This window comes from Blastococcus litoris, assembly GCF_003075095.1.
Lineage (GTDB): Bacteria > Actinomycetota > Actinomycetes > Mycobacteriales > Geodermatophilaceae > Blastococcus_B > Blastococcus_B litoris.
In genome coordinates, this window is sequence record NZ_QCZF01000001.1 from 110900 (window position 1) to 129445 (window position 18546).

Here is an 18546-nt window from a genome sequence, read left to right on the forward strand (position 1 = left end):
GGCGTCCCCGTGGGGCTCAGGCCGCGACCAGCGCCGCACCGGAGACCGAGACGCAGCGGCCGACGTCGTCGCCGCCGGCCGCCAGCCGCGCCAGGACGCCCCCGACGGCTCGCCGGGAGACGGTCATCGTCTCCGTGCCGCCCGTGGTGGAGACGGCGGCCGGCTCGTCGCCGTCGGTGAGGTAGACCGGCTGCACGAGCGTCCAGTCCAGGCCGCTGGCGCGGACGATCCGCTCCTGCTCCTCGTGGTCGGCGATCTGGGGCCGCAGCACGAGCGCGAACACCAGGCGCGAGGAGAACGGCAGGAGCGACCGCGTTTCGCCCACGCCGTAGGACGACTGCACGACCAGCCGGCGCGCTCCGTGCCGCTGCATGGCGGCGACCACGGTGGCGGTGCCGCGCGAGCGCACGTCCAGCGGTGTGCCCCTGCTGCCGCGCAGCCGCACCCGCAGCGCGCTCTCGGCGATGCCCAGGGTCACCACGACGGCGTCCTGCCCCCGGACCGCGCGGTCGACGTCGGCCGCCGACGTCGCGTCGCCGTCCACCGGCCGGACGTCGTCCCTCCCGCCGAACACCTCGCCCGCCCGGCGGGCGAAGGCGGTGACCTCGTGCCCCTCCGCCAGCAGGGCGGCCACGGCCGCCCGCCCCGAACCGCCCGTCGCGCCCACGACCAGAACCCTCATGACCTGCTCCTCCCTCGGGTGCCGGCCCCTGCGACCGGTGCGTCCACCGTCGCGGGGACGCGCGGTCACGGAAACGGCTGCCCGTCCAGACGGCATGACCGATCGTCCAGCTGCCCTGGACGCTCGGTGCCCGACCGGCCAGGGTCGGGGCATGACCGCAGCTCCGGCGGCGCCCTGGACGCCCGTCGATCCCCTCGGCGAGGTGCTGGCCGACCTGCGCATCCGCGGCACCTTCTACTGCCGCGCCGAGGGCAGCGCCCCGTGGGGTGTGGAGATGCCGGCGCTGGCCGGGTGCATGAGCTTCCACGTCGTCACGGAGGGGAGCTGCCTGCTCGAGGTCGGCGGCGACGTCCACGAGATGCGCGCCGGCGACCTGGCACTGGTGCCGCACGGTCGGGGTCACCTGCTGCGCAGCGGCGCCGGCGCGCCGATCGCGGGACGGGCGGACCTGCTGCCGCAGGACTACCTGGGGGAGCACTACTCGGTGCTCCGGGTGGGCGGCGGGGGAGCGCCCTCCCGTCTGGTCTGCGGGGTGGTCGAACCGGAGCGCCCCGGCGTCGCCCACCTGCTGGATCTGCTGCCGCCGGTGCTGCTCGTGCGCAGCGACGCGGCGCGCGGCGGCTGGCTGCCCGTGCTGCTGGGGATGATCGCCGACGAGGTGCGGCACGACCGCGCGGGTGCCGAGGCAGTGGTGACCCGCCTGGCCGACGTGGTCGTCGTCCAGGCCATCAGGGGGTGGCTGGACGGCGGCGGGACCGGCCCCGGCTGGCTGCGGGCGCTGCGCGATCCGCAGGTGGGCCGCGTCGTCGCGATGGTGCACCGCGAGCCCGGCGCCGCCTGGACGCTGGAGCGGCTGGCCCGCGAGGCGCGGATGTCGCGGTCGGCCTTCGCGTCCCGGTTCACCGAGCTCGCCGGCGAGCCGGCGCTGCGCTACGTCACCCGCTGGCGGATGCACGTGGCCACGATCGCCCTGGCGCGCGGCGCGCGGGTCAACGAGCTGGCGCGCACCCTCGGCTACGAGTCGGAGGCGGCCTTCTCCCGGGCCTACAAGCGGGTCACGGGCGTCCCGCCGGTGACGGTGCGGGGCCGGCCGGGGTAGCCGACCGGCCCCGCACCCGGGCTCACGCGCGAGCCTTGAGGTCCTTGCGCAGGATCTTGCCGGCGGCCGACTTGGGCACCGCGTCGATGAACTCGACGAACCGGACCTTCTTGTGCGGCGCGACCTTGGTGACCATGTACTCCATGACCGCCTCCTCCGAGATCTCGGAGCCCGGGGCGCGGACGACGAAGGCCTTGGGCAGCTCCTCGCCGCTCTCCTTGTCCGGGACGCCGATGACCGCGGCGTCGGCGATCTCCGGGTGCCCGATGAGCACGGCCTCGAGCTCGGCCGGCGCCACCTGGTAGCCCTTGTACTTGATCAGCTCCTTGACGCGGTCCACCACGGTGTAGCGGCCCTCGTCGTCGACCACCGCGACGTCGCCGGTGTGCAGCCAGCCGTCGGCGTCGACGGTGTTGCGGGTGGCCTCCTCGTTGTTGAGGTAGCCCTTCATCACCTGCGGGCCGCGGATCCACAGCTCGCCGCTCTGCCCTGCGGCGGCGTCCTCGCCCGTGCCCGGGTCGATCAGCCGGCACTCGGTGTTGGGCACCGCGTAGCCGACCGACCCCTTGGGGACGTCGGACCTCGCGCCCGGCGGCTCGCAGCCGGGGTCGGGCGTGGTGTGGGAGACCGGCGACAGCTCGGTCATGCCGTAGCCCTGGCCCACGGTGACGCCGTCGTCGGCGCCCTTGCGCAGCCGGCTCTGGGCCGACAGCGCGAGCTGCTCGTCCAGGGGGGCCGCGCCGGACAGGATCGACGTCAGCGACGACAGGTCGTACTGGTCGACCACCGGGTGCTTGGCCATGGCCAGCAGGATCGGGGGCGCCACGAACGCCCGGGTGATCTTGTGGTCCTGGATGGTGCGCAGGAAGTCCTCGAGGTCGAAGCGGGGGAGCGTGACGACGGCGCCGCCCCACGCCAGGCCCTGGTTCATCAGCACGGTCAGGCCGTAGATGTGGAAGAACGGCAGGACGGCGATGATCCGCTCGTCCTCGCCGAGGTTGATCAGCGGCCGGCACTGGGCCACGTTCGCCACCAGGTTGCGGTGGGTGAGCATGACGCCCTTGGGCAGGCCGGTCGTGCCGCTGGAGTAGGGCAGCGTGACCAGGTCGTTGGCCGGGTCGATGTCCACCTGGACGCTGGGGGCGTCAGCACCCAGCAGGTCGAACAGGTTGGCGTGCCCCTCCGCGCCGTCGAGGACGACGATCTCGTCGACCGGCGACTTCTCGGCAGCCGCCGAGGCGCGGTCGAGGAACAGCGAGATCGTGATGAGGATCTTGGCGCCGGAGTCCTTCAGCTGGAAGGCGATCTCGTCGGGCGTGTAGAGCGAGTTGATCGGGCTCATCACGCAGCCGGCCGCGGCGATCCCGTGGAAGACCACCGGGAACCAGGGCGTGTTGGGGCAGAAGACGGCGACGACGTCGCCCTTCCGCAGCCCGCGGGCATGCAGGTTCGCGGCCACCCGGTCGACGTAGGCGGCGAGCTGGCCGTGGGTGATCACGTCACCCTTGAGGCCGTCGATCAGGGCCGGGGCGTCGGGCCGCTCCTTGCCCGCTGCCAGGACGAACTCGGGAACCGACAGGTTCGGGATCTCGACATCGGGATACGGGCTGGCCAGGGCCACGGTGCTCCTCCTCGGTGCTGGTGTGGCGCCAGTCTCACACTTGGCGTGTCGGGCGCCACAAGGGGGTTGCCCGCGGGATCGGCCGTCTCACCGCGGCCAGAGCACCGACTGGGTGCACCGGAACAGCGCGATCGTCTTCCCGGACTCCGCGTTCGTGACGACGGCGTCCCAGACCTGCGTCGTCCGGCCCGCGTGGACGTTCGTCGCCGTGCAGGCGATCCGGCCCTCCCGCGCCGTCCCGAGGTGGTTGCTCTTCAGCTCGATGGTGGTGAAGCCGCTGGACCCCTCGGGCAGCAGGGCGCGCGTGGGCAGCCCGCAGCTGGTGTCGGCCAGCGTCACGACCGTGCCCGCGTGCAGGTAGCCGTTGGGCGCCAGCAGCTCGGGCCGGACGTCGAGGTGCGAGGTGAGCCGGCCGCGTTCGTGGGTGTCGATCACGATGCCGAGCAGCCCGGGGAAGGTGCCCGGGAGGAGGGCGTTGAGCTCGTCGGCGGTGTGGAACCCGGTGGCGGCCATGCAGGGGAAACTAGCGAGCGGTCTCCCAGAGCCCCATCACGTTGCCCTCGGGGTCGGTGAAGTAGGCCGCGAAGCCCATGTCGCCGACCGGTGTCCTGCCGACGACGGTGGCGCCGCCCAGCTCCCCGATCCTCGCGAGCGTCCGGTCGATGCTGTCGACGTCGACCACGAGGACCGGCCCGCTGGTGGCCGCGTCCGAGCGGGAGAGCATGCCGCCGTTGATGAAGCCCTTCTCGGTGGGACCGCTGTCGTCGCTGGGGCCCGACATCACGATCGTGTAGCCCATCTCGGGCATCTCCACCGCCTGCCAGCCGAAGGCGTCCTTGTAGAAGCCACGTGCCCGGTCACCGTCGTCGAACGGGACCTCGAAGTGCACGACCCGACCGCTCATGGCGGCCTCCTCGGGGGTGGTCCGGATACCGACGCGGCGCAGGCTAGACCCGCGGTGGGAGGCGTGGAAGGGCCCCGCGACGCCGTCCTGGCTCACCATTCAGGGACCTGGCTCAGCGTCCACCGTGAGCTACGACCCGGAACGATCAGCCGACCTGATCATCACGGCCCTCAGGCGAGGCCGCGGACGGTCCTCGCGGGCGGGCGGTCGCCGCGGATCGAGGCGACCATGTCCAGCGTCTGCCGGGTCGCGCGGACGTCGTGCGCCCGGAAGACCCGGGCCCCGAGCCAGGCGCTGACGGCGGTCGTCGCCAGCGTGCCGGTGAGCCGCTCCTCCAGGGGGACGTCGAGGGTCTCCCCGACGAAGTCCTTGTTGGACAGCGCCACCAGCACCGGCCAGCCGGTCGCGACCAGCTCGTCCAGGCGGCGGGTCGCCTCCAGCGAGTGCCGCGTGTTCTTCCCGAAGTCGTGCCCCGGGTCGACCAGCACCCGCTCGCGGTGCACGCCCGCGGCCACCGCGGCCTCCGCGAGCGCCGTCGTCCGCCCGACGACGTCGGCCACGACGTCGTCGTACTGCACGCGGTGCGGCCGGGTGCGCGGCGGGAGACCGCCGGCGTGCGTGCAGACGATGCCGGCGCCCGCCTCCGCCGCCACGCCGGCCAGGTCGGGGTCGACGCCGCCCCAGGCGTCGTTGACGACGTCGGCACCGGCGGCGAGCGCCTCGCGGGCGACCTCGGCGCGCCAGGTGTCGATCGAGATGGGCAGCGCGGGGTGCGCCGCGCGGATGGCGGCCACGAGGTCGACGGTCCGGCGGATCTCCTCGGCGGCGTCGACCTCGTCGCCGGGGGCGGCCTTCACACCGCCGACGTCGACCATGTCCGCGCCCTCGGCGACCACCTGGTCCACGCGCGCCACGGCCGCATCCATGGCGTAGGTGGCGCCGCGGTCGTAGAACGAGTCAGGTGTCCGGTTCACGATCGCCATCAGCACGAACGCACCGTCGGGCACGTCCAGCGCACCGATCCGGAGCAACCCGTTCCCTCCCCGCCGACGACCGTGTGGTGGAGTCAGCCAACCAGACCGACTCGGAGGGGACAGGGCAGATGGCGCAGACCACCGTCGCGGGTATCGAAGGCGTGCAGGGCCTGGTCGGGCAGCACCTGGGCCACAGCGACTGGGTGGAGATCACCCAGGAGCAGGTGAACCGGTTCGCCGAGGCCACGGGCGACCACCAGTGGATCCACGTCGACCCCGAGCGCGCGGCGAAGGAGAGCCCGTTCGGCGGTCCGATCGCGCACGGCTACCTGACGCTGTCGCTGATCCCCTCGCTGGTCCCGCAGATCGTCGAGATCACCGGCTTCCGCATGGGGGTCAACTACGGCACGGAGAAGGTGCGCTTCCCCTCGCCCGTGCCGGTGGGCGCGCGGGTGCGGGCCGGCGCCACGCTCGAGTCGGCGACCCCCTTCGAGGGCGGGATCGCGATGAACCTCGGCGTCACGATGGAGGTCGAGGGCGGCACGAAGCCGGCGATGGTCGCCACCGTCGTCTACCGCCGCTACCTGTAGCGCGGAGCGCTGTCGGCCCCCGTGCAGGGGCCCGCCGCGAGCGTGCGAGCGGTGGGGGGCACGGGGGTCCTTCATCAGTCGACGAGGGCCTGGTTGACCAGCGCGCGCAGGTAGCCGCGGATCGGCAGGGTGCTCGAGGGCAGCAGCTGCGTGTAGAAGCTGACCGTCACGTCCTCGACCGGGTCGACGTAGAACGCCGTGGACGCCGCACCACCCCAGCTGTAGTCGCCGGCGCTCGCAACGACGCCGTACCGCGCGGGGTCGATGACCATCGAGAAGCCGAGCCCGAAGCCCACCCCGCGCAGCGGCGTCTCCGCGAACAGGGGGCGGCCGAACGTCTCCAGGTCCTGGTTGCCGGGGAGGTGGTTGCGGACCATGTGCGCGATGGTCCGCGGGCCCAGCAGCCGCCCGCCGTCGTAGGAGCCGCCACGGCGCAGCAGCTCGACGAAGCGCAGGTAGTCGCCCGCGGTCGAGACCAGCCCGCCGCCGCCGGACAGGAACGCCGGCTTCGAGCGGGCCGCCGCGTCGAACGCGGCGTTGAACGTCATCCCGGTCGCCGCTCCACCGGGCCGGCCCGGGGCGGCCAGGTAGAGCTTGGCGAGCGTCTCGGGGTCGTCGTCCGGACGCAGGCCGAACGAGGTGTCGCGCATGCCGAGCGGCGCGAAGATCCGCTGCTCGAAGAACTCGTCCAGCGGTAGGCCGGAGACCACCTCCACCAGCCGGCCCAGGACGTCGGTGCTGACGCCGTAGTTCCACTCGCTGCCGGGCTGGAAGACCAGGGGGACTGAGGCCCACTGCCGGCAGACCTCGGCGGAGTCGGCCCCGGGCGGGGTCCCCCACTCGTGGCCCATCGCGCGGTACATCGCGTCGACGGGGTGGGCGTGGTGGAAGCCGTAGGTGAGGCCGGACATGTGGGTGAGCAGGTGCCACACCCGGATCGGCTCGACCTGCGGGGCGGTGACCGGCTTCATCGCCGAGCCGGCCACGTAGACACGGGTCTCGGCGAACTCGGGCAGCCACCTCGCGATCGGGTCGTTGAGCTCGAACGCGCCCTCCTCGTACAGCATCATCGCCGCGACCGAGGTGACCGGCTTGGTCATCGAGTAGATGCGCCAGCGGGTGTCCTCCTCCACCGGCAGGCCGTTCTCGACGTCGCGGAGGCCCTGCCGGCCCACGTGCACGAGCCGGCCGTGGCGGGAGACGGTGACCAGGAAGCCGGGGAGCTGGCCGTCGTCGACCCAGCGGGCCAGCCGCCGGTCGAGCCGCCCGAGGCGGGCCGGGTCGAAGCCGACCTCGGCGGGGTCGGTGCTGACGGTCAGGTCACTGCCCACGGGTACCTCCGGGTGCCACAACGCCGTCCGCCGTCGGGCGGCTCCTGCACCCGCATCCTGACCCACGACGCTGTGGGCCGGACCACACGGGTCAGGCAGCCGCCCGACGGCGGAGGAGGCAGTGCTCGGCGGGACGCGTGGTCCCGCGTCCCGATCAGACGGGGACGGAGCTGGCGGCCTTCTTGAGGTTCGAGCCGGCGGTCACCTTGACGGTGTTGGCCGCGGGGATGTCGATCGACTCGCCGGTCTGCGGGTTGCGGCCGGTGCGCGCCGAGCGCTGCGTGCGCTCGACGGTCAGCAGGCCGGAGACGGCGACCTTCTCGCCGCGGGTGATCGCGTCGACGAGCTCCTCCTGCAGCCCGGCGAGGACCGAGTCCACGGTCGAGGCCGGGACGTCGGCGCGCTTGGCGATGGCGGAGACCAGTTCGGCCTTGTTCATGAGGTTCCTCTCGTGTGTGCGGTGGCGGGTGCCAGGGCTCGGCACGCGGCCGGTTCCAGCTCCCGGCGGGGGTCCCCCGGGTGCCCCTGCGCTGGGCGCGGGGCGGGCTCGCCGCCCGGAATTCCGGGAAAGCTGACCCCGGGCACCGTGCCATGCCCGCCTGCGGTCTGGCCACCCAGGGGTCCCCGGAAGGCCCCCGGACGACACGTGGACCTCATCCGTACCACCTGCGGAAACGCCGACGACCGGGTGCGGCTGCACCCGGTCGTCGTCGTGGCCCCTTCCGAGGGCGGTGGTTCAGATGCTGTGGATGTGGCTCCGGACGGCCGCGACCAGCTCCGGGGTGATGTCGGTGACGCCGTGGTCGGCGGCGGCGTGGCCGGCGACCTGGCTGAAGATGCCGTCCTCGTCGGTGGCCGAGAAGCTGGCGCCGCAACCGGGGATGACGTCTCCGCAGGCGAAGGTCTTCATGGGTGGACTCCTTGTCGTCGTGAGGGTCGTGCGACCGGTCGCGGGGGCGGCCGGGGGTCTGGGCGGTCAGCGGCCGCGCGGGGCGGCCGAGGCGAGGTCCTCGATGCGGAGCAGGCCGAGCACGTGGCCCGAGGGGTCGGTGCACAGGACCGGGTCGAACCGGACGGCGGGCGGCCGGGTCAGGGCCCGCTGCAGCGTCTCGGTGACGTCGGTCGTCGGGTGCACCCGCAGCGACACGGGGGCCTCGTAGACCTCGTGGGTGCGGGGGTCGTGCAGCAGCATCGCGGTGGGCTCGCCCTGCGGGCCGAGCAGCACCACCGGCGGGACGACGGGCAGTTCCTCGTCGGGGGCGTGCTGGCGGACCGGGCGCACCAGCCCCGCGACGGTGTCGGTGAGCCGCGCCCGCGCCACCTGGGCCCGCACCAGCTCCGTCACGTCCTCGGCGAGCGGCGCGAAGCCGGGCGTCGGCCGGCCGAGCAGCCAGCCCTGCGCCAGCGGCACGCCGAGCCGGGCGAAAGCGGCGAGCTCGGCGGCGGTCTCGATGCCCTCCGCGAGCAGCCAGGCGTCGATCCGTCCCGCGAACTCGCCCAGCATCTCGGCCAGGGCCACGCGGACGGGATCGGTGTCGGCGTCGCTCACGAGGGCGCGGTCGAGCTTGACCACCTGCGGCCGGAGGACGGCGAGCTGCTGCAGCCCGGAGTAGCCGCTGCCGGCGTCGTCGAGGGCGATGAGGGCGCCGCGGGCGCGCAGCTCCTCGGTCTGCCGGCGCAGGGCGGCCAGGTCGTGGACCGGGGTGTGCTCGGTCAGCTCGACGACCACCCGGTGCAGCGCGGGGCGGGTGGCGAGGGCGTCCTGCACGGGCGCCGAGCCGAGGATGTGCGGGCTGACGTTGACGGTGAGGAAGGTGTCCGGCGGCAGGGCGGGGACGGCGGCCAGCGCCTTGTGGATGGCGAGCGCCTCCAGTTCCGCGGCCACGCCTGCCTCGGCGGCCGCGGCGAACCAGACGTCGGGCCCGGCGGCGCCCGGGAACCGGGCCAGGGCCTCGTAGCCGGCGATGGTGGCACCCGCGAGATCGACGATCGGCTGGAAGACCAGCGTCAGGTCGTCGGGGTCGGCGAGCAGCGGACGGCAGTCCGGGAGGCGCGCCGTGCGCGTGCCGAGCATGTCGTCCCATCGGCCCGCGCGGGCCGCTGCTTGACCTGCTGTGCCGCCGGTCACCCGCAGGGGGGAGGCCGTGGGGTCGCCATCGGCGCCGCGCGGGCAGGGGCGTGCGGCCGTGACAGCATTACCCTCGATCAGCGCCCGACCGGTCGCGCAGGGACGCAGGAGCGAGGGGGTCGCCCGGCAATGCCCGATGCACCCGTCCGCCCCGACCCGGATCCGCTGCGCGATCCGCACCGCATCGCCGCCGCGCGCCGGCTGCTGGCCGAGGTGTCCGGCCCCGCCGCCTACGACCGGCTGTCCGCTCTCGCCGCGCGGCTGGCGGGCGTCGCCCACGCCAAGGTCACCATCTTCACCGACCAGGACACCGTCGTCGGCGGGTTCGGCCTGCCCCCGGGGGTGATCGGTGGGCCCGCCCTGCTGACCGGGGCGCTCTCGGCGATCACGGTGCGCCAGCGCACGCCGCTGCGGATCGACTCCGCGGCCGCGGACGAGCGCGTCGCCGGGCTGCCGGCGGTCACGTCCGGGCAGGTGGGCGCCTATTTGGGTGCGCCCCTGGTGGCGGAGTCCGGCCACGTCATCGGCGTCCTGGCGGTGTACGACGCACTCCCGCAGACGTGGTCGGAGGACGCCACCCACCTGCTCGACGAGCTGGGCGCCTCCGTGGTGGCGGAGTTGGAGCTGAGCGCCGCCCGGACGGCGATCGGCACGTCCCTCGCCCGCCTCGACGTGGCCCTCGAGGCCAGCTCGGTCGGGACGTGGGAGGTCGACCTGCTCCGGGACGTCATGGACTGGGACGAGCGGTGCGCGGCGATCTTCGGCTACGAGGGCGCGGTCAACCTGCCGATGGACCGCCTGTTCGCCGAGCACGTCCACCCCGACGACCTCGAGGCGGCCCAGGCGGCGATGCAGGCCGCCATCGACGCCCGCGCCCAGTACACGGTGGAGCTGCGGGTCGTCCGGGCCGGGGACGGCGGCATCAGGTGGACCGTGTCCCGCGGCCGTGTCCTGGTCGACCCCAACGGCGTGCCGACGCGCATCCTCGGCACCGTCCTCGACGTGACGGACGCGCGGGAGGAGTCGGCGTCCCGGCTGGCCGCGATCCAGCGCGCCGCGGCGATCGCGGAGGTGGCCGCCCAGGCCGCGAACGCGGCGGGCATCGCCCAGCTCGCCGACATCACGTTGCGCGGCGCCGAGGTGCTGGGCGCCGAGTCCGGCGGTGTCGCCGTCTTCGACGGCGGCGGTGCGCTGCGCGTGTACCTGGGCCAGCGGCTCATCGAGACGGTCGAGGCCGAGACGCAGGAGGCGCTGCCCGTCGGTGGGGTCGAGGTGCAGCTGGACGACGTGCTGCCCACGCAGTACACCGCCCGCACCGGGGAACGGGTCCTCCTCCGGTCCGCCGCCGAGGCGGCGGAGCGCTTCCCGGCGATGGCCGAGATCACCCGGATCCTCGGCATCCACTCCCTGGCGTCCCTGCCGCTGGTCGTGGAGGGCCGGGTGCTCGGCAGCTTCGTGGCGACCTGGACGACCGACCACGACTTCACCGACGAGGACCTGGAGCTGCTCGACGGTCTCACGGCCCAGATCGCGCTGAGCGTGTCGCGGCTGCAGGCCGACGGCCAGCGCGCCGCCGCCGTCGCGGCCATGGTGGAGGCCAACCGGCAGGTCCAGCTGCTGGCCGACGCGGGGCGGGTCCTCTCCGGAACCCTGGAGATCAACCAGCAGATCGAGCAGCTGGCCGAGCTGGTCGTGCCCACGCTCAGCGACTGGTGCTGGATCCTGGTCACCGACGAGCAGGGGCGGCTCAACGGGATGGCCTCCGCGCACGCGGAGCCGGGCCGCCGCCAGGAGCTCGACGCGTACGTGCGGTCGATGGTGGCCGTGATGACCGAGGAGTCCGCCGCCCGGGTCGTCGCCGCCACCGGCCGTCCGGTGGTGATGCCGGAGATGGAGCGCGCGCACCTGGAGCGGGCGCTGCCCGACGCCGACGTCCGGGCGGCGCTGGACCGGCTGGGCGTGGCGTCGGCCGCCATCGTCCCGCTGGTCGCGCGCGGGCAGTCGCTGGGCGTCATGGGGCTGTTCAACGCGGTGGGCCGGGAGCCGCTGAGCGCGGCGGAGGTGGACACCGCCGTCGAGATCGGTCTGCGGGCCGGCCTGTCGCTGCAGCACGCCCGCCTCTTCGGGCAGCAGCGCGCGCTCGCCGACGCCCTGCAGCGGAGCATGCTGACCGAGCCCCCGGTGATCGACGGGGTCGAGATCGTCGTCCGCTACGTGCCCGCAGCGGAGGGCGCCGAGATCGGCGGCGACTGGTACGACGCCTTCCTCGACCGCGGCGGCCAGCCGGTGCTCGCCATCGGCGACGTCGTCGGCCACGACACCCGGGCCGCCGCCGCCATGGGCCAGGTGCGCGGCCTGCTGCGCGGGATCAGCTTCTCCAGCGGCGGCTCACCGGCCGAGGTGCTCCGGCGCGTCGACCGCGCCGTCGACGGGCTCGCCCTCGACACGATGGCCACCGCGATGGTCGCCCGCCTCGAACGGGACGACGAGGGAGACGGGACGGTCCTGCGCTGGGCCAACGCCGGTCACCCGCCGGCCATGCTCATCAGCCCCTCGGGCGAGGTGACGGTGCTCGACCCGAAGCCGGCCGACCTGCTGCTCGGCGTCTCCCCGGAGAGCGCCCGGGAGGACCACATCGAGGTGCTCGAGCCGGGGACGACGCTGCTGCTCTACACCGACGGGCTGGTCGAGCGGCGCGACCGCGACATCGACGCGGGCACCGAGGCGCTGGTCGCCGAGCTGGCCGACGCGGCCGGCCTCCCGCTGGACGAGCTGTGCGACCGCACGCTGGCGAGCCTGGTCCTGCCCGACGCCGAGGACGACGTCGCGGTGCTCGCCGTCCGGCTGGCGCCGCGCGGCTGACGTCCTCAGCTGCCCGGCAGCCCGCCGTCCTTGCGGCGCCACCGGCCGAGCCGGTTGCGGGCGTGCAGGGGCAGGTCGACGGCGACCGGCGCCTCCCAGCCGCGCCAGACCGAGAGCACCCGCAGCGCGGCGACCAGCAGGATGACGACGGCGGCGACCGGTAGCGGGTCCAGCTCCAGCGGGCCGGCCAGCACGGCCAGGACCGAGGCCCCGATCATCGCCGCGACGGCGTTGTAGGGCCCGGGCTCGACGATGTCGGCGCGCTGGGCGAGCAGCATGTCGCGGATGACCGCGCCGCCGACCGCGGTCGCCGTCCCGATGAAGACGACGGAGGCGCTGGGGAGGCCGGCGAGCTGGGCCTTCTGGGCGCCGATGACGGTGAAGAACCCGAGGGTGACGGCGTCCAGGACCACCAGCAGGCCGGTGAGCCGGGACAGCCAGCCGGAGAAGAAGAAGGTGACCGCCGCGGCGATGGACACGGTCGGCAGGTAGGCCGGGTTGGTCATGGCCACCGGCGGGACGGCGCCCAGCAGGACGTCGCGGATCAGCCCGCCGCCGAGGCCGCCGGTGACGGCGAGCAGCAGGACGCCCGAGACGGCGAACCCCTCCCGCGCGGCGAGCAGCCCGCCGGTCAGCGCCCCGATGACGATGGCGGCCAGGTCGACGGCGGCCGGGATTCGCAGTGCCTCGGCCGCAGCCACGATCTCCACGAGAGGCCATTGTCCGTGGCCCGGCCGGACCGCCGGCAGAGGGCTCGCCGCGCAGTCGTGCTCTGCCCCTCGGGGTGGGCAGAGCACGACTGCGCGCAGACCGGCTCACTGGCCGGGCGGGACCTCCACGGCGGTCGCGGTGCCGTCCGGGGTGCCCTCGGCGTTCTGCGCGCGCAGCTCGGCGTCGCGCGCGGCCATGGCCTCCTGCCGGTCGTCCTCCTCCTCGAGGATCCGCGCGGCCTTCCACTCGGCGGGGATGGCGAACGCGTCGACCAACGTGGTGATGTGCGGCCGCAGCTCCTTGAGCAGCTGGTTGACGGTGCTGGTCAGCAGCTTGGCGCGGGCCGCGGTCAGCTGGCCGTGCTCGAGGAACCAGGCCTTGTCCGCCTCGATCGTCGACAGCGCGTACAGGTCGCACAGCTTGTCGAGGAGGGCCTTGGCGGCGGGGTCCTCGGTCCGGTCGACCCCGGCGACGAACGACTCCAGCACGATCCGGTCGATGTGCGTCTGCGCCGTCTTCAGGACGTGGTCCTGGACGTCGTTGAACATGTCGAACGGGGCCATGCCCTCGGTGGTCGAGTTCTTCCGTAGCCGTCGGATCGCGCCCTCGAGGCTGTGCTTCTCGCGGAACTCGAACATCTTGAGCTGCCAGCCGCGCTCGAGCATCGGGATGTCCTCGTCGTCCCGGCCGGGCAGGGCGTCGACGAGCCGGGCGATGAGGGCGCGGGCCGCCGTCCGCTCCAGGACGGTCTCCCGGACCATGTCGGCGACGAAGCCCACGCGGCCCCAGCCGTCGAGGGAGCCGAACGAGTCGCGGTAGCCGGTCAGCAGGCCCTTGGCGACCAGCTGCAGCAGCACGGTGTTGTCGCCCTCGAACGTCGTGAAGACGTCGGTGTCGGCCTTGAGGTGCGGCAGCCGGTTCTCCTGCAGGTAGCCCGCGCCGCCGCACGCCTCGCGGCACATCTGGATCGTCGCCGTCGCGTGCCCGGTCTGGGCGACCTTGAGGCCGGCGGCGCGGGACTCGAGCTCGCGCTGCGCGGCCTCGTCGACCTCCTGCCCGTGCACGTGGACGGCGGTCTGCACGTCGTGCATCGTCTCGACCAGCGTGCTCTGCGCGAAGTGCAGGCCGTAGGTCTTGGCCAGCGCCGGGAGCAGCTTGCGCTGGTGCACGAGGTAGTCGTTGATGACGATCTCGCGGTCCTCGCCGGGCGCGGCGAACTGCCGGCGCACGTTGCCGTAGCGGACGGCGATGTCGAGCGCGAGCTTGGTGGCCGAGGACGCCGAGCCGCCGACGCTGACCCGACCGCGGACCAGCGTGCCGAGCATCGTGAAGAAGCGGCGGGTCTCGTTCTCGATGCTCGAGGTGTAGGTGCCGTCGGCGACGACCTGGCCGTAGCGGTCCAGCAGCATGTCGCGCGGAACCGTGACGTGGTCGAAGCTCAGCCGGCCGTTGTCGACGCCGGGCAGGCCCGCCTTCGGGCCGTCGTCCCCGATCGTCACGCCGGGGCAGGGGTTGCCCTCGGCGTCCCGGATCGGGACCAGCCAGGCGTGCACGCCGTGGTTCTCGCCCCGGGTGACCAGCTGGGCGAAGACGACGGCCATGCGGCCGTCCTTGGCCGCGTTGCCGATGTAGTCCTTGCGCGCGGCCTGGTGCGGGGTGTGCAGGTCGAACGTCTCGGTCTCGGGGTCGTAGGTGCACGTCGTCCGCAGCTGCTGGACGTCCGAGCCGTGGCCGGTCTCGGTCATGGCGAAGCAGCCGGGCAGGTCGAAGCTCATGACGTCGCGCAGGTACTTCTCGTGGTGCCGGCGCGTGCCGAGCAGCTCCAGCGCCCCGCCGAACAGGCCCCACTGGACGCCGGCCTTGACCATGAGGGAGAGGTCGCCGAACGCGAGCATCTCGATCGAGGTCACCGAGGCGCCCGAGTCGGCCTCGCCGCCGAACTCCTTCGGGAAGCCCAGCCCGACCCGGCCGGAGTCGGCCAGCTTCTTGGCGGCGCGGGTCACCCGCTCGCGGGCCTCCTGCATGGTCTCGCCGTAGACCGGCAGGAAGTCGGGGTCGTCGAGGTTCTCGCGCGCGTCGCGGCGGACGTGCGCCCATCGGCCGTCGAGGACCTCGCGGATCTTCCCCGGGTCGACCGACGTGGGAACGGTGCTGGTCACTTCTCCTCCTTGCTGGTCGGTGCAGGGTTGGTCCGTGCGGGGGCCACCACGCCGGACAGGCCGGCCCAGGCGAGATCGGTCAGGTGCGCGGTGAGCTCGGAGCGGAGCATGGGCCGCCCGGCGCGCAGCCACCAGTCGGCGGCCGAGCGGACCATGCCGACGACGCCGTGCCCCCAGGGCGCCGCGGCGCGCAGATCGTGGCCGGAGCGGCCCAGGGCGAGGCCGACGATCGCGGCCGCCTGCTCGCCGACGAGGTCGGAGAGGCTGCTGATCGGGTCGCTGTCGGCCGGCCGGTCCAGGGTCTGCTGGTGGACGACGAACCGGTACAGCTCGGGGTCGGCCTCGAGGAAGCCGAGGTAGGTGTCGATCGCCGCCGCCACCATCTCGCGCGGCTTGTCGCTGCTCTCGATGGCGTCGCGCAGCTTGGGCAGCAACTGCGACGCCACGCGCGTGCACACGGCGACGTAGAGCTCGGTGCGGTCGGTGAAGTGCCGGTAGACGACGGTCTTGCTGGTGCCGGCCTCCGCCGCGATCTCGTCCATGCCCACGCCCGCGCCGTGCCTGGCGACGGCGTCCACCGTCGCCTGGACGAGTTGTTCCCTGCGCGTACGCCGGTGCTCGTCCCATCTCGAGTCGCGGCGGTCCCGGGCGTGCGCGATCTTGTCGGGCAGTGCACCAGCCTGCGACGAGCGTCTCACCGTCTCGGCTTTCATGTAACGAACAGTACCGCGTACTCTGAGTACCGGCCAACCGGTCGTACATCACACAGGAGGTCCCGATGGCTGACACCGCGAAGCCCGCGACGCGCCCCACCCCTGCTCGCAGGGCCGCGATCGTCGGCGGCAACCGGATCCCGTTCGCCCGGTCCAACACGGCGTACGCGCAGGCGTCCAACCAGGACATGCTCACCGCGACCATCGACGGGCTCGTCGCCCGCTACGGCCTGCAGGGCAAGCAGCTGGGCGAGGTCGTCGCCGGCGCCGTCCTCAAGCACGCGCGCGACTTCAACCTGACCCGCGAGTCGGTGCTCGGCTCGAAGCTGTCGGCCACGACCCCGGCCTACGACGTGCAGCAGGCCTGCGGCACCGGCCTGGAGGCGGCCGTCCTCGTCGCCAACAAGATCGCCCTCGGGCAGATCGAGTCCGGCATCGCCGGCGGTGTGGACACCACCTCCGACGCCCCGCTCGCCGTGGGCGACGACCTGCGCCGCGTGCTGATCTCGCTCAACAACGCGAAGACCCTGCCCGACCGGCTCAAGGCGCTGGCGAAGATCCGTCCCGGCCAGCTCGTGCCGGAGATCCCGCGCAACGCCGAGCCGCGCACCGGCCTGGCGATGGGCGACCACGCCGCGATCACCGCGAAGGAGTGGGAGATCGGCCGCGAGGAGCAGGACGAGCTCGCCGTCCGCTCGCACCAGAACATGGCCGCCGCCTACGACCGGGGCTTCTTCGACGACCTGGTGACGCCGTTCCTCGGCCTCTCCCGGGACAACAACCTGCGCCCGGACTCCTCGGTGGAGAAGCTGGCGAAGCTCAAGCCGGTCTTCGGCAAGGGCGAGGGCGCCACGATGACGGCGGCGAACTCGACCCCGCTGACCGACGGCGCCTCGACCGTGCTGCTGGCCTCCGACGAGTGGGCCGCCGAGAACGGCCTGCCGGTGCTCGCCCACCTGGTCGACGCGCAGACCGCCGCGGTCGACTACGTGCACGGTGGCGAGGGCCTGCTCATGGCGCCGGTCTACGCGATGCCGGTGATGCTGGCCCGCAACGGCCTCTCGCTGCAGGACTTCGACTTCTACGAGATCCACGAGGCGTTCGCGTCCACCGTGCTCTCGACCATGAAGGCCTGGGAGGACGCCGACTTCTGCAAGACCAAGCTCGGCCTCGACAAGCCGCTGGGCTCGATCGACCGGTCGAAGCTCAACGTCAACGGCTCGTCGCTGGCGGCCGGGCACCCGTTCGCCGCGACCGGCGGCCGGATCGTGGCGCAGCTGGCCAAGCAGCTGCACGAGGCGGGCCCCGGCAAGCGCGGCCTGATCTCCATCTGCGCCGCCGGCGGCCAGGGCGTCGTCGCCATCCTCGAGTCCTGACCCGACCAGCTTTCTGTACTAAAAGCGGGAAAGAGGCATCACGTGAGCGACTGGTACCGCGACTTCGCGAACTCCGGTTTCGGCACCACCATCACCAAGCAGCTCGGGCTGCCGCGCCCGGCCGTGCTGCGCCGCTACGAGCCCGGGCAGCCCCTGCTGCCCGGCCCGGCGGTCATCGGCTCGGCGGGGGAGGGGCGGCTGCGCGACGCGCTGACCCAGCTGCTGCAGGCCGAGGGCGTGCACGTGCAGTCGCCGGTCACCGCCGACGGCGCCACGGACGGTCCCAAGCCGGCCGCGGTGATCCTCGACGCGACCGGCCTGCGCACCCCGGCCGACCTGGCCAGCGCCCACGACTTCCTCGCGCCGGCGGTGAAGCGCCTCGCCGCCACCGGCCGGGTGCTGATCCTCGCCGACCCGCCGTCGGACGCCGACTCGCCGGCCCAGGCGGCCGCGCGGCAGGCGCTGGACGGACTGGTCCGCTCCATCGGCAAGGAGCTGCTCAACGGGTCGACGGCGAACCTCGTCCTCGTGCCGGAGGGCGCCGAGGGGTCGATCGCGTCGCCGGTCCGCTTCTTCCTGTCCGGGCGCTCGGCCTACGTCGACGGCCAGGTCATGAGCGTGTCCGCCGCCGAGATCCCCGCCGCGGCGGACGACGAGAGGCCGCTGACCGGGAAGGTCGCCGTGGTCACCGGCGCCGCCCGGGGCATCGGCGCCGCCATCGCGAAGGTCATGGCCCGGGACGGCGCCCACGTGGTCGCCGTCGACATCCCGGCCGCCGGTGACTCGCTCGCCGCCGTCGCCAACGAGATCGGCGGGACGGCGTTCCAGCTCGACATCACCGCCGACGACGCGCCGCAGCGCCTGGTCGAGCACCTGCGGGAGCGGCACGGCGGGGTCGACGTCGTCGTCCACAACGCCGGGATCACCCGCGACAAGCTGCTGGTCAACATGGACGCCGCCCGCTGGAACTCGGTCATGGCGGTCAACCTGCAGGCGCAGCTCGACATCACGCAGGCGCTGCTCGACAGCGACGTGCTCAACGCCGACGCCCGGGTGGTCTGCGTCAGCTCCCAGTCGGGGATCGCGGGCAACCGTGGCCAGACCAACTACGCGGCGTCCAAGGCGGGCGTCATCGGCATGGTGCGGGCGTGGGCGCCGCAGTTCGCCGAGCGCGGCGCGACCATCAACGCCGTGGCGCCGGGCTTCATCGTCACCGAGATGACGGCGAAGATGCCCTTCGGCACCCGCGAGGTCGGCTCCCGCATCAACTCGCTGCAGCAGGGCGGGCTGCCGGTCGACGTCGCCGAGACCATCGCCTGGCTCTCCCAGCCGGGCAGCGCCGGCGTGAACGGCCAGACCGTGCGGGTCTGCGGTCAGTCGATGCTGGGCGCCTGAC

Annotated in this window: 17 protein-coding genes; 5 read left to right on the forward strand and 12 right to left on the reverse strand. The window is 73.5% G+C overall.

From position 1 onward, the window contains the following. Positions 1–16: 16 nt before the first annotated feature. Positions 17–682, reverse strand: a complete 666-nt coding sequence (locus DCS98_RS00525) for an NAD(P)-dependent oxidoreductase (RefSeq protein WP_116449414.1) — start codon at positions 680–682, stop codon at positions 17–19. Between the two features lie 151 nt (positions 683–833). On the opposite strand from DCS98_RS00525, the gene DCS98_RS00530 reads away from it, so the two are divergent. Continuing rightward, complete coding sequence (locus DCS98_RS00530) at positions 834–1781, forward strand: AraC family transcriptional regulator (RefSeq protein ID WP_116449415.1); 948 nt, start codon at positions 834–836, stop codon at positions 1779–1781. A gap of 22 nt (positions 1782–1803) precedes the next feature. Here DCS98_RS00530 and DCS98_RS00535 read toward each other — a convergent pair whose 3' ends face one another. The 4 genes from DCS98_RS00535 to folP form a co-directional block, all read right to left on the reverse strand. Further along, positions 1804–3402 carry a 4-coumarate--CoA ligase family protein gene (locus DCS98_RS00535; RefSeq protein WP_116449416.1) on the reverse strand — a complete coding sequence of 533 codons (1599 nt, stop codon included), beginning with the start codon at positions 3400–3402 and terminating at the stop codon, positions 1804–1806. Positions 3403–3489: 87 nt separating this feature from the next. After that, on the reverse strand, positions 3490–3915 hold the full coding sequence (locus tag DCS98_RS00540) for a PaaI family thioesterase (protein WP_116449417.1): 426 nt from the start codon (positions 3913–3915) through the stop codon (positions 3490–3492). Between the two features lie 10 nt (positions 3916–3925). Next, a complete protein-coding gene (locus tag DCS98_RS00545) occupies positions 3926–4306 on the reverse strand; it encodes a VOC family protein (protein ID WP_116450079.1) in 381 nt (126 codons plus the stop codon). Positions 4307–4476: 170 nt separating this feature from the next. Further along, positions 4477–5313: a dihydropteroate synthase gene (gene folP, locus DCS98_RS00550; RefSeq protein WP_241036975.1), complete on the reverse strand. Its 837-nt coding sequence runs from the start codon at positions 5311–5313 to the stop codon at positions 4477–4479. 95 nt (positions 5314–5408) lie between these two features. Between folP and DCS98_RS00555 the strand changes: the two genes are divergently transcribed. Next, the gene (locus tag DCS98_RS00555; RefSeq protein WP_116450080.1) at positions 5409–5870 is read left to right on the forward strand and encodes a MaoC family dehydratase; all 462 of its coding nucleotides are present in this window, start codon (positions 5409–5411) and stop codon (positions 5868–5870) included. A 74-nt stretch (positions 5871–5944) separates the two neighbouring features. On the opposite strand, the gene DCS98_RS00560 is transcribed toward DCS98_RS00555, so the two are convergent. The 4 genes from DCS98_RS00560 to DCS98_RS00575 form a co-directional block, all read right to left on the reverse strand. Then, entirely contained in the window at positions 5945–7201 is a 1257-nt protein-coding gene (locus DCS98_RS00560) for a serine hydrolase domain-containing protein (RefSeq protein ID WP_116449419.1), read from the reverse strand. A gap of 154 nt (positions 7202–7355) precedes the next feature. After that, positions 7356–7640: an HU family DNA-binding protein gene (locus DCS98_RS00565; protein WP_116449420.1), complete on the reverse strand. Its 285-nt coding sequence runs from the start codon at positions 7638–7640 to the stop codon at positions 7356–7358. A gap of 297 nt (positions 7641–7937) precedes the next feature. Further along, positions 7938–8111: a DUF1059 domain-containing protein gene (locus DCS98_RS00570; protein ID WP_116449421.1), complete on the reverse strand. Its 174-nt coding sequence runs from the start codon at positions 8109–8111 to the stop codon at positions 7938–7940. 66 nt (positions 8112–8177) lie between these two features. Next, positions 8178–9275 (reverse strand): EAL domain-containing protein, encoded by a 1098-nt coding sequence (locus DCS98_RS00575; RefSeq protein ID WP_116449422.1) that lies wholly within the window; start codon positions 9273–9275, stop codon positions 8178–8180. 183 nt (positions 9276–9458) lie between these two features. Here DCS98_RS00575 and DCS98_RS00580 point away from each other — a divergent pair, with 183 nt between their 5' ends. Next, positions 9459–12191 carry a SpoIIE family protein phosphatase gene (locus DCS98_RS00580; RefSeq protein ID WP_116449423.1) on the forward strand — a complete coding sequence of 911 codons (2733 nt, stop codon included), beginning with the start codon at positions 9459–9461 and terminating at the stop codon, positions 12189–12191. A 5-nt stretch (positions 12192–12196) separates the two neighbouring features. Here DCS98_RS00580 and DCS98_RS00585 read toward each other — a convergent pair whose 3' ends face one another. From DCS98_RS00585 to DCS98_RS00595, 3 genes are all read right to left on the reverse strand, one after another. Further along, positions 12197–12901, reverse strand: coding sequence for a trimeric intracellular cation channel family protein (locus DCS98_RS00585; protein WP_116449424.1), 705 nt, complete (start codon positions 12899–12901; stop codon positions 12197–12199). A 105-nt stretch (positions 12902–13006) separates the two neighbouring features. Continuing rightward, the gene (locus tag DCS98_RS00590) at positions 13007–15061 is read right to left on the reverse strand and encodes an acyl-CoA dehydrogenase family protein (protein WP_116449425.1); all 2055 of its coding nucleotides are present in this window, start codon (positions 15059–15061) and stop codon (positions 13007–13009) included. Continuing rightward, positions 15058–15774 (reverse strand): TetR family transcriptional regulator, encoded by a 717-nt coding sequence (locus DCS98_RS00595; RefSeq protein ID WP_116449426.1) that lies wholly within the window; start codon positions 15772–15774, stop codon positions 15058–15060. The genes DCS98_RS00590 and DCS98_RS00595 overlap by 4 nt, the downstream gene beginning before the upstream one ends. Positions 15775–15839: 65 nt before the next feature. Between DCS98_RS00595 and DCS98_RS00600 the strand changes: the two genes are divergently transcribed. Continuing rightward, positions 15840–17150 carry an acetyl-CoA C-acetyltransferase gene (locus tag DCS98_RS00600; RefSeq protein WP_116449427.1) on the forward strand — a complete coding sequence of 437 codons (1311 nt, stop codon included), beginning with the start codon at positions 15840–15842 and terminating at the stop codon, positions 17148–17150. A 42-nt stretch (positions 17151–17192) separates the two neighbouring features. Further along, a complete protein-coding gene (locus tag DCS98_RS00605; RefSeq protein ID WP_116449428.1) occupies positions 17193–18545 on the forward strand; it encodes a 3-oxoacyl-ACP reductase in 1353 nt (450 codons plus the stop codon). Position 18546 lies beyond the last annotated feature (1 nt).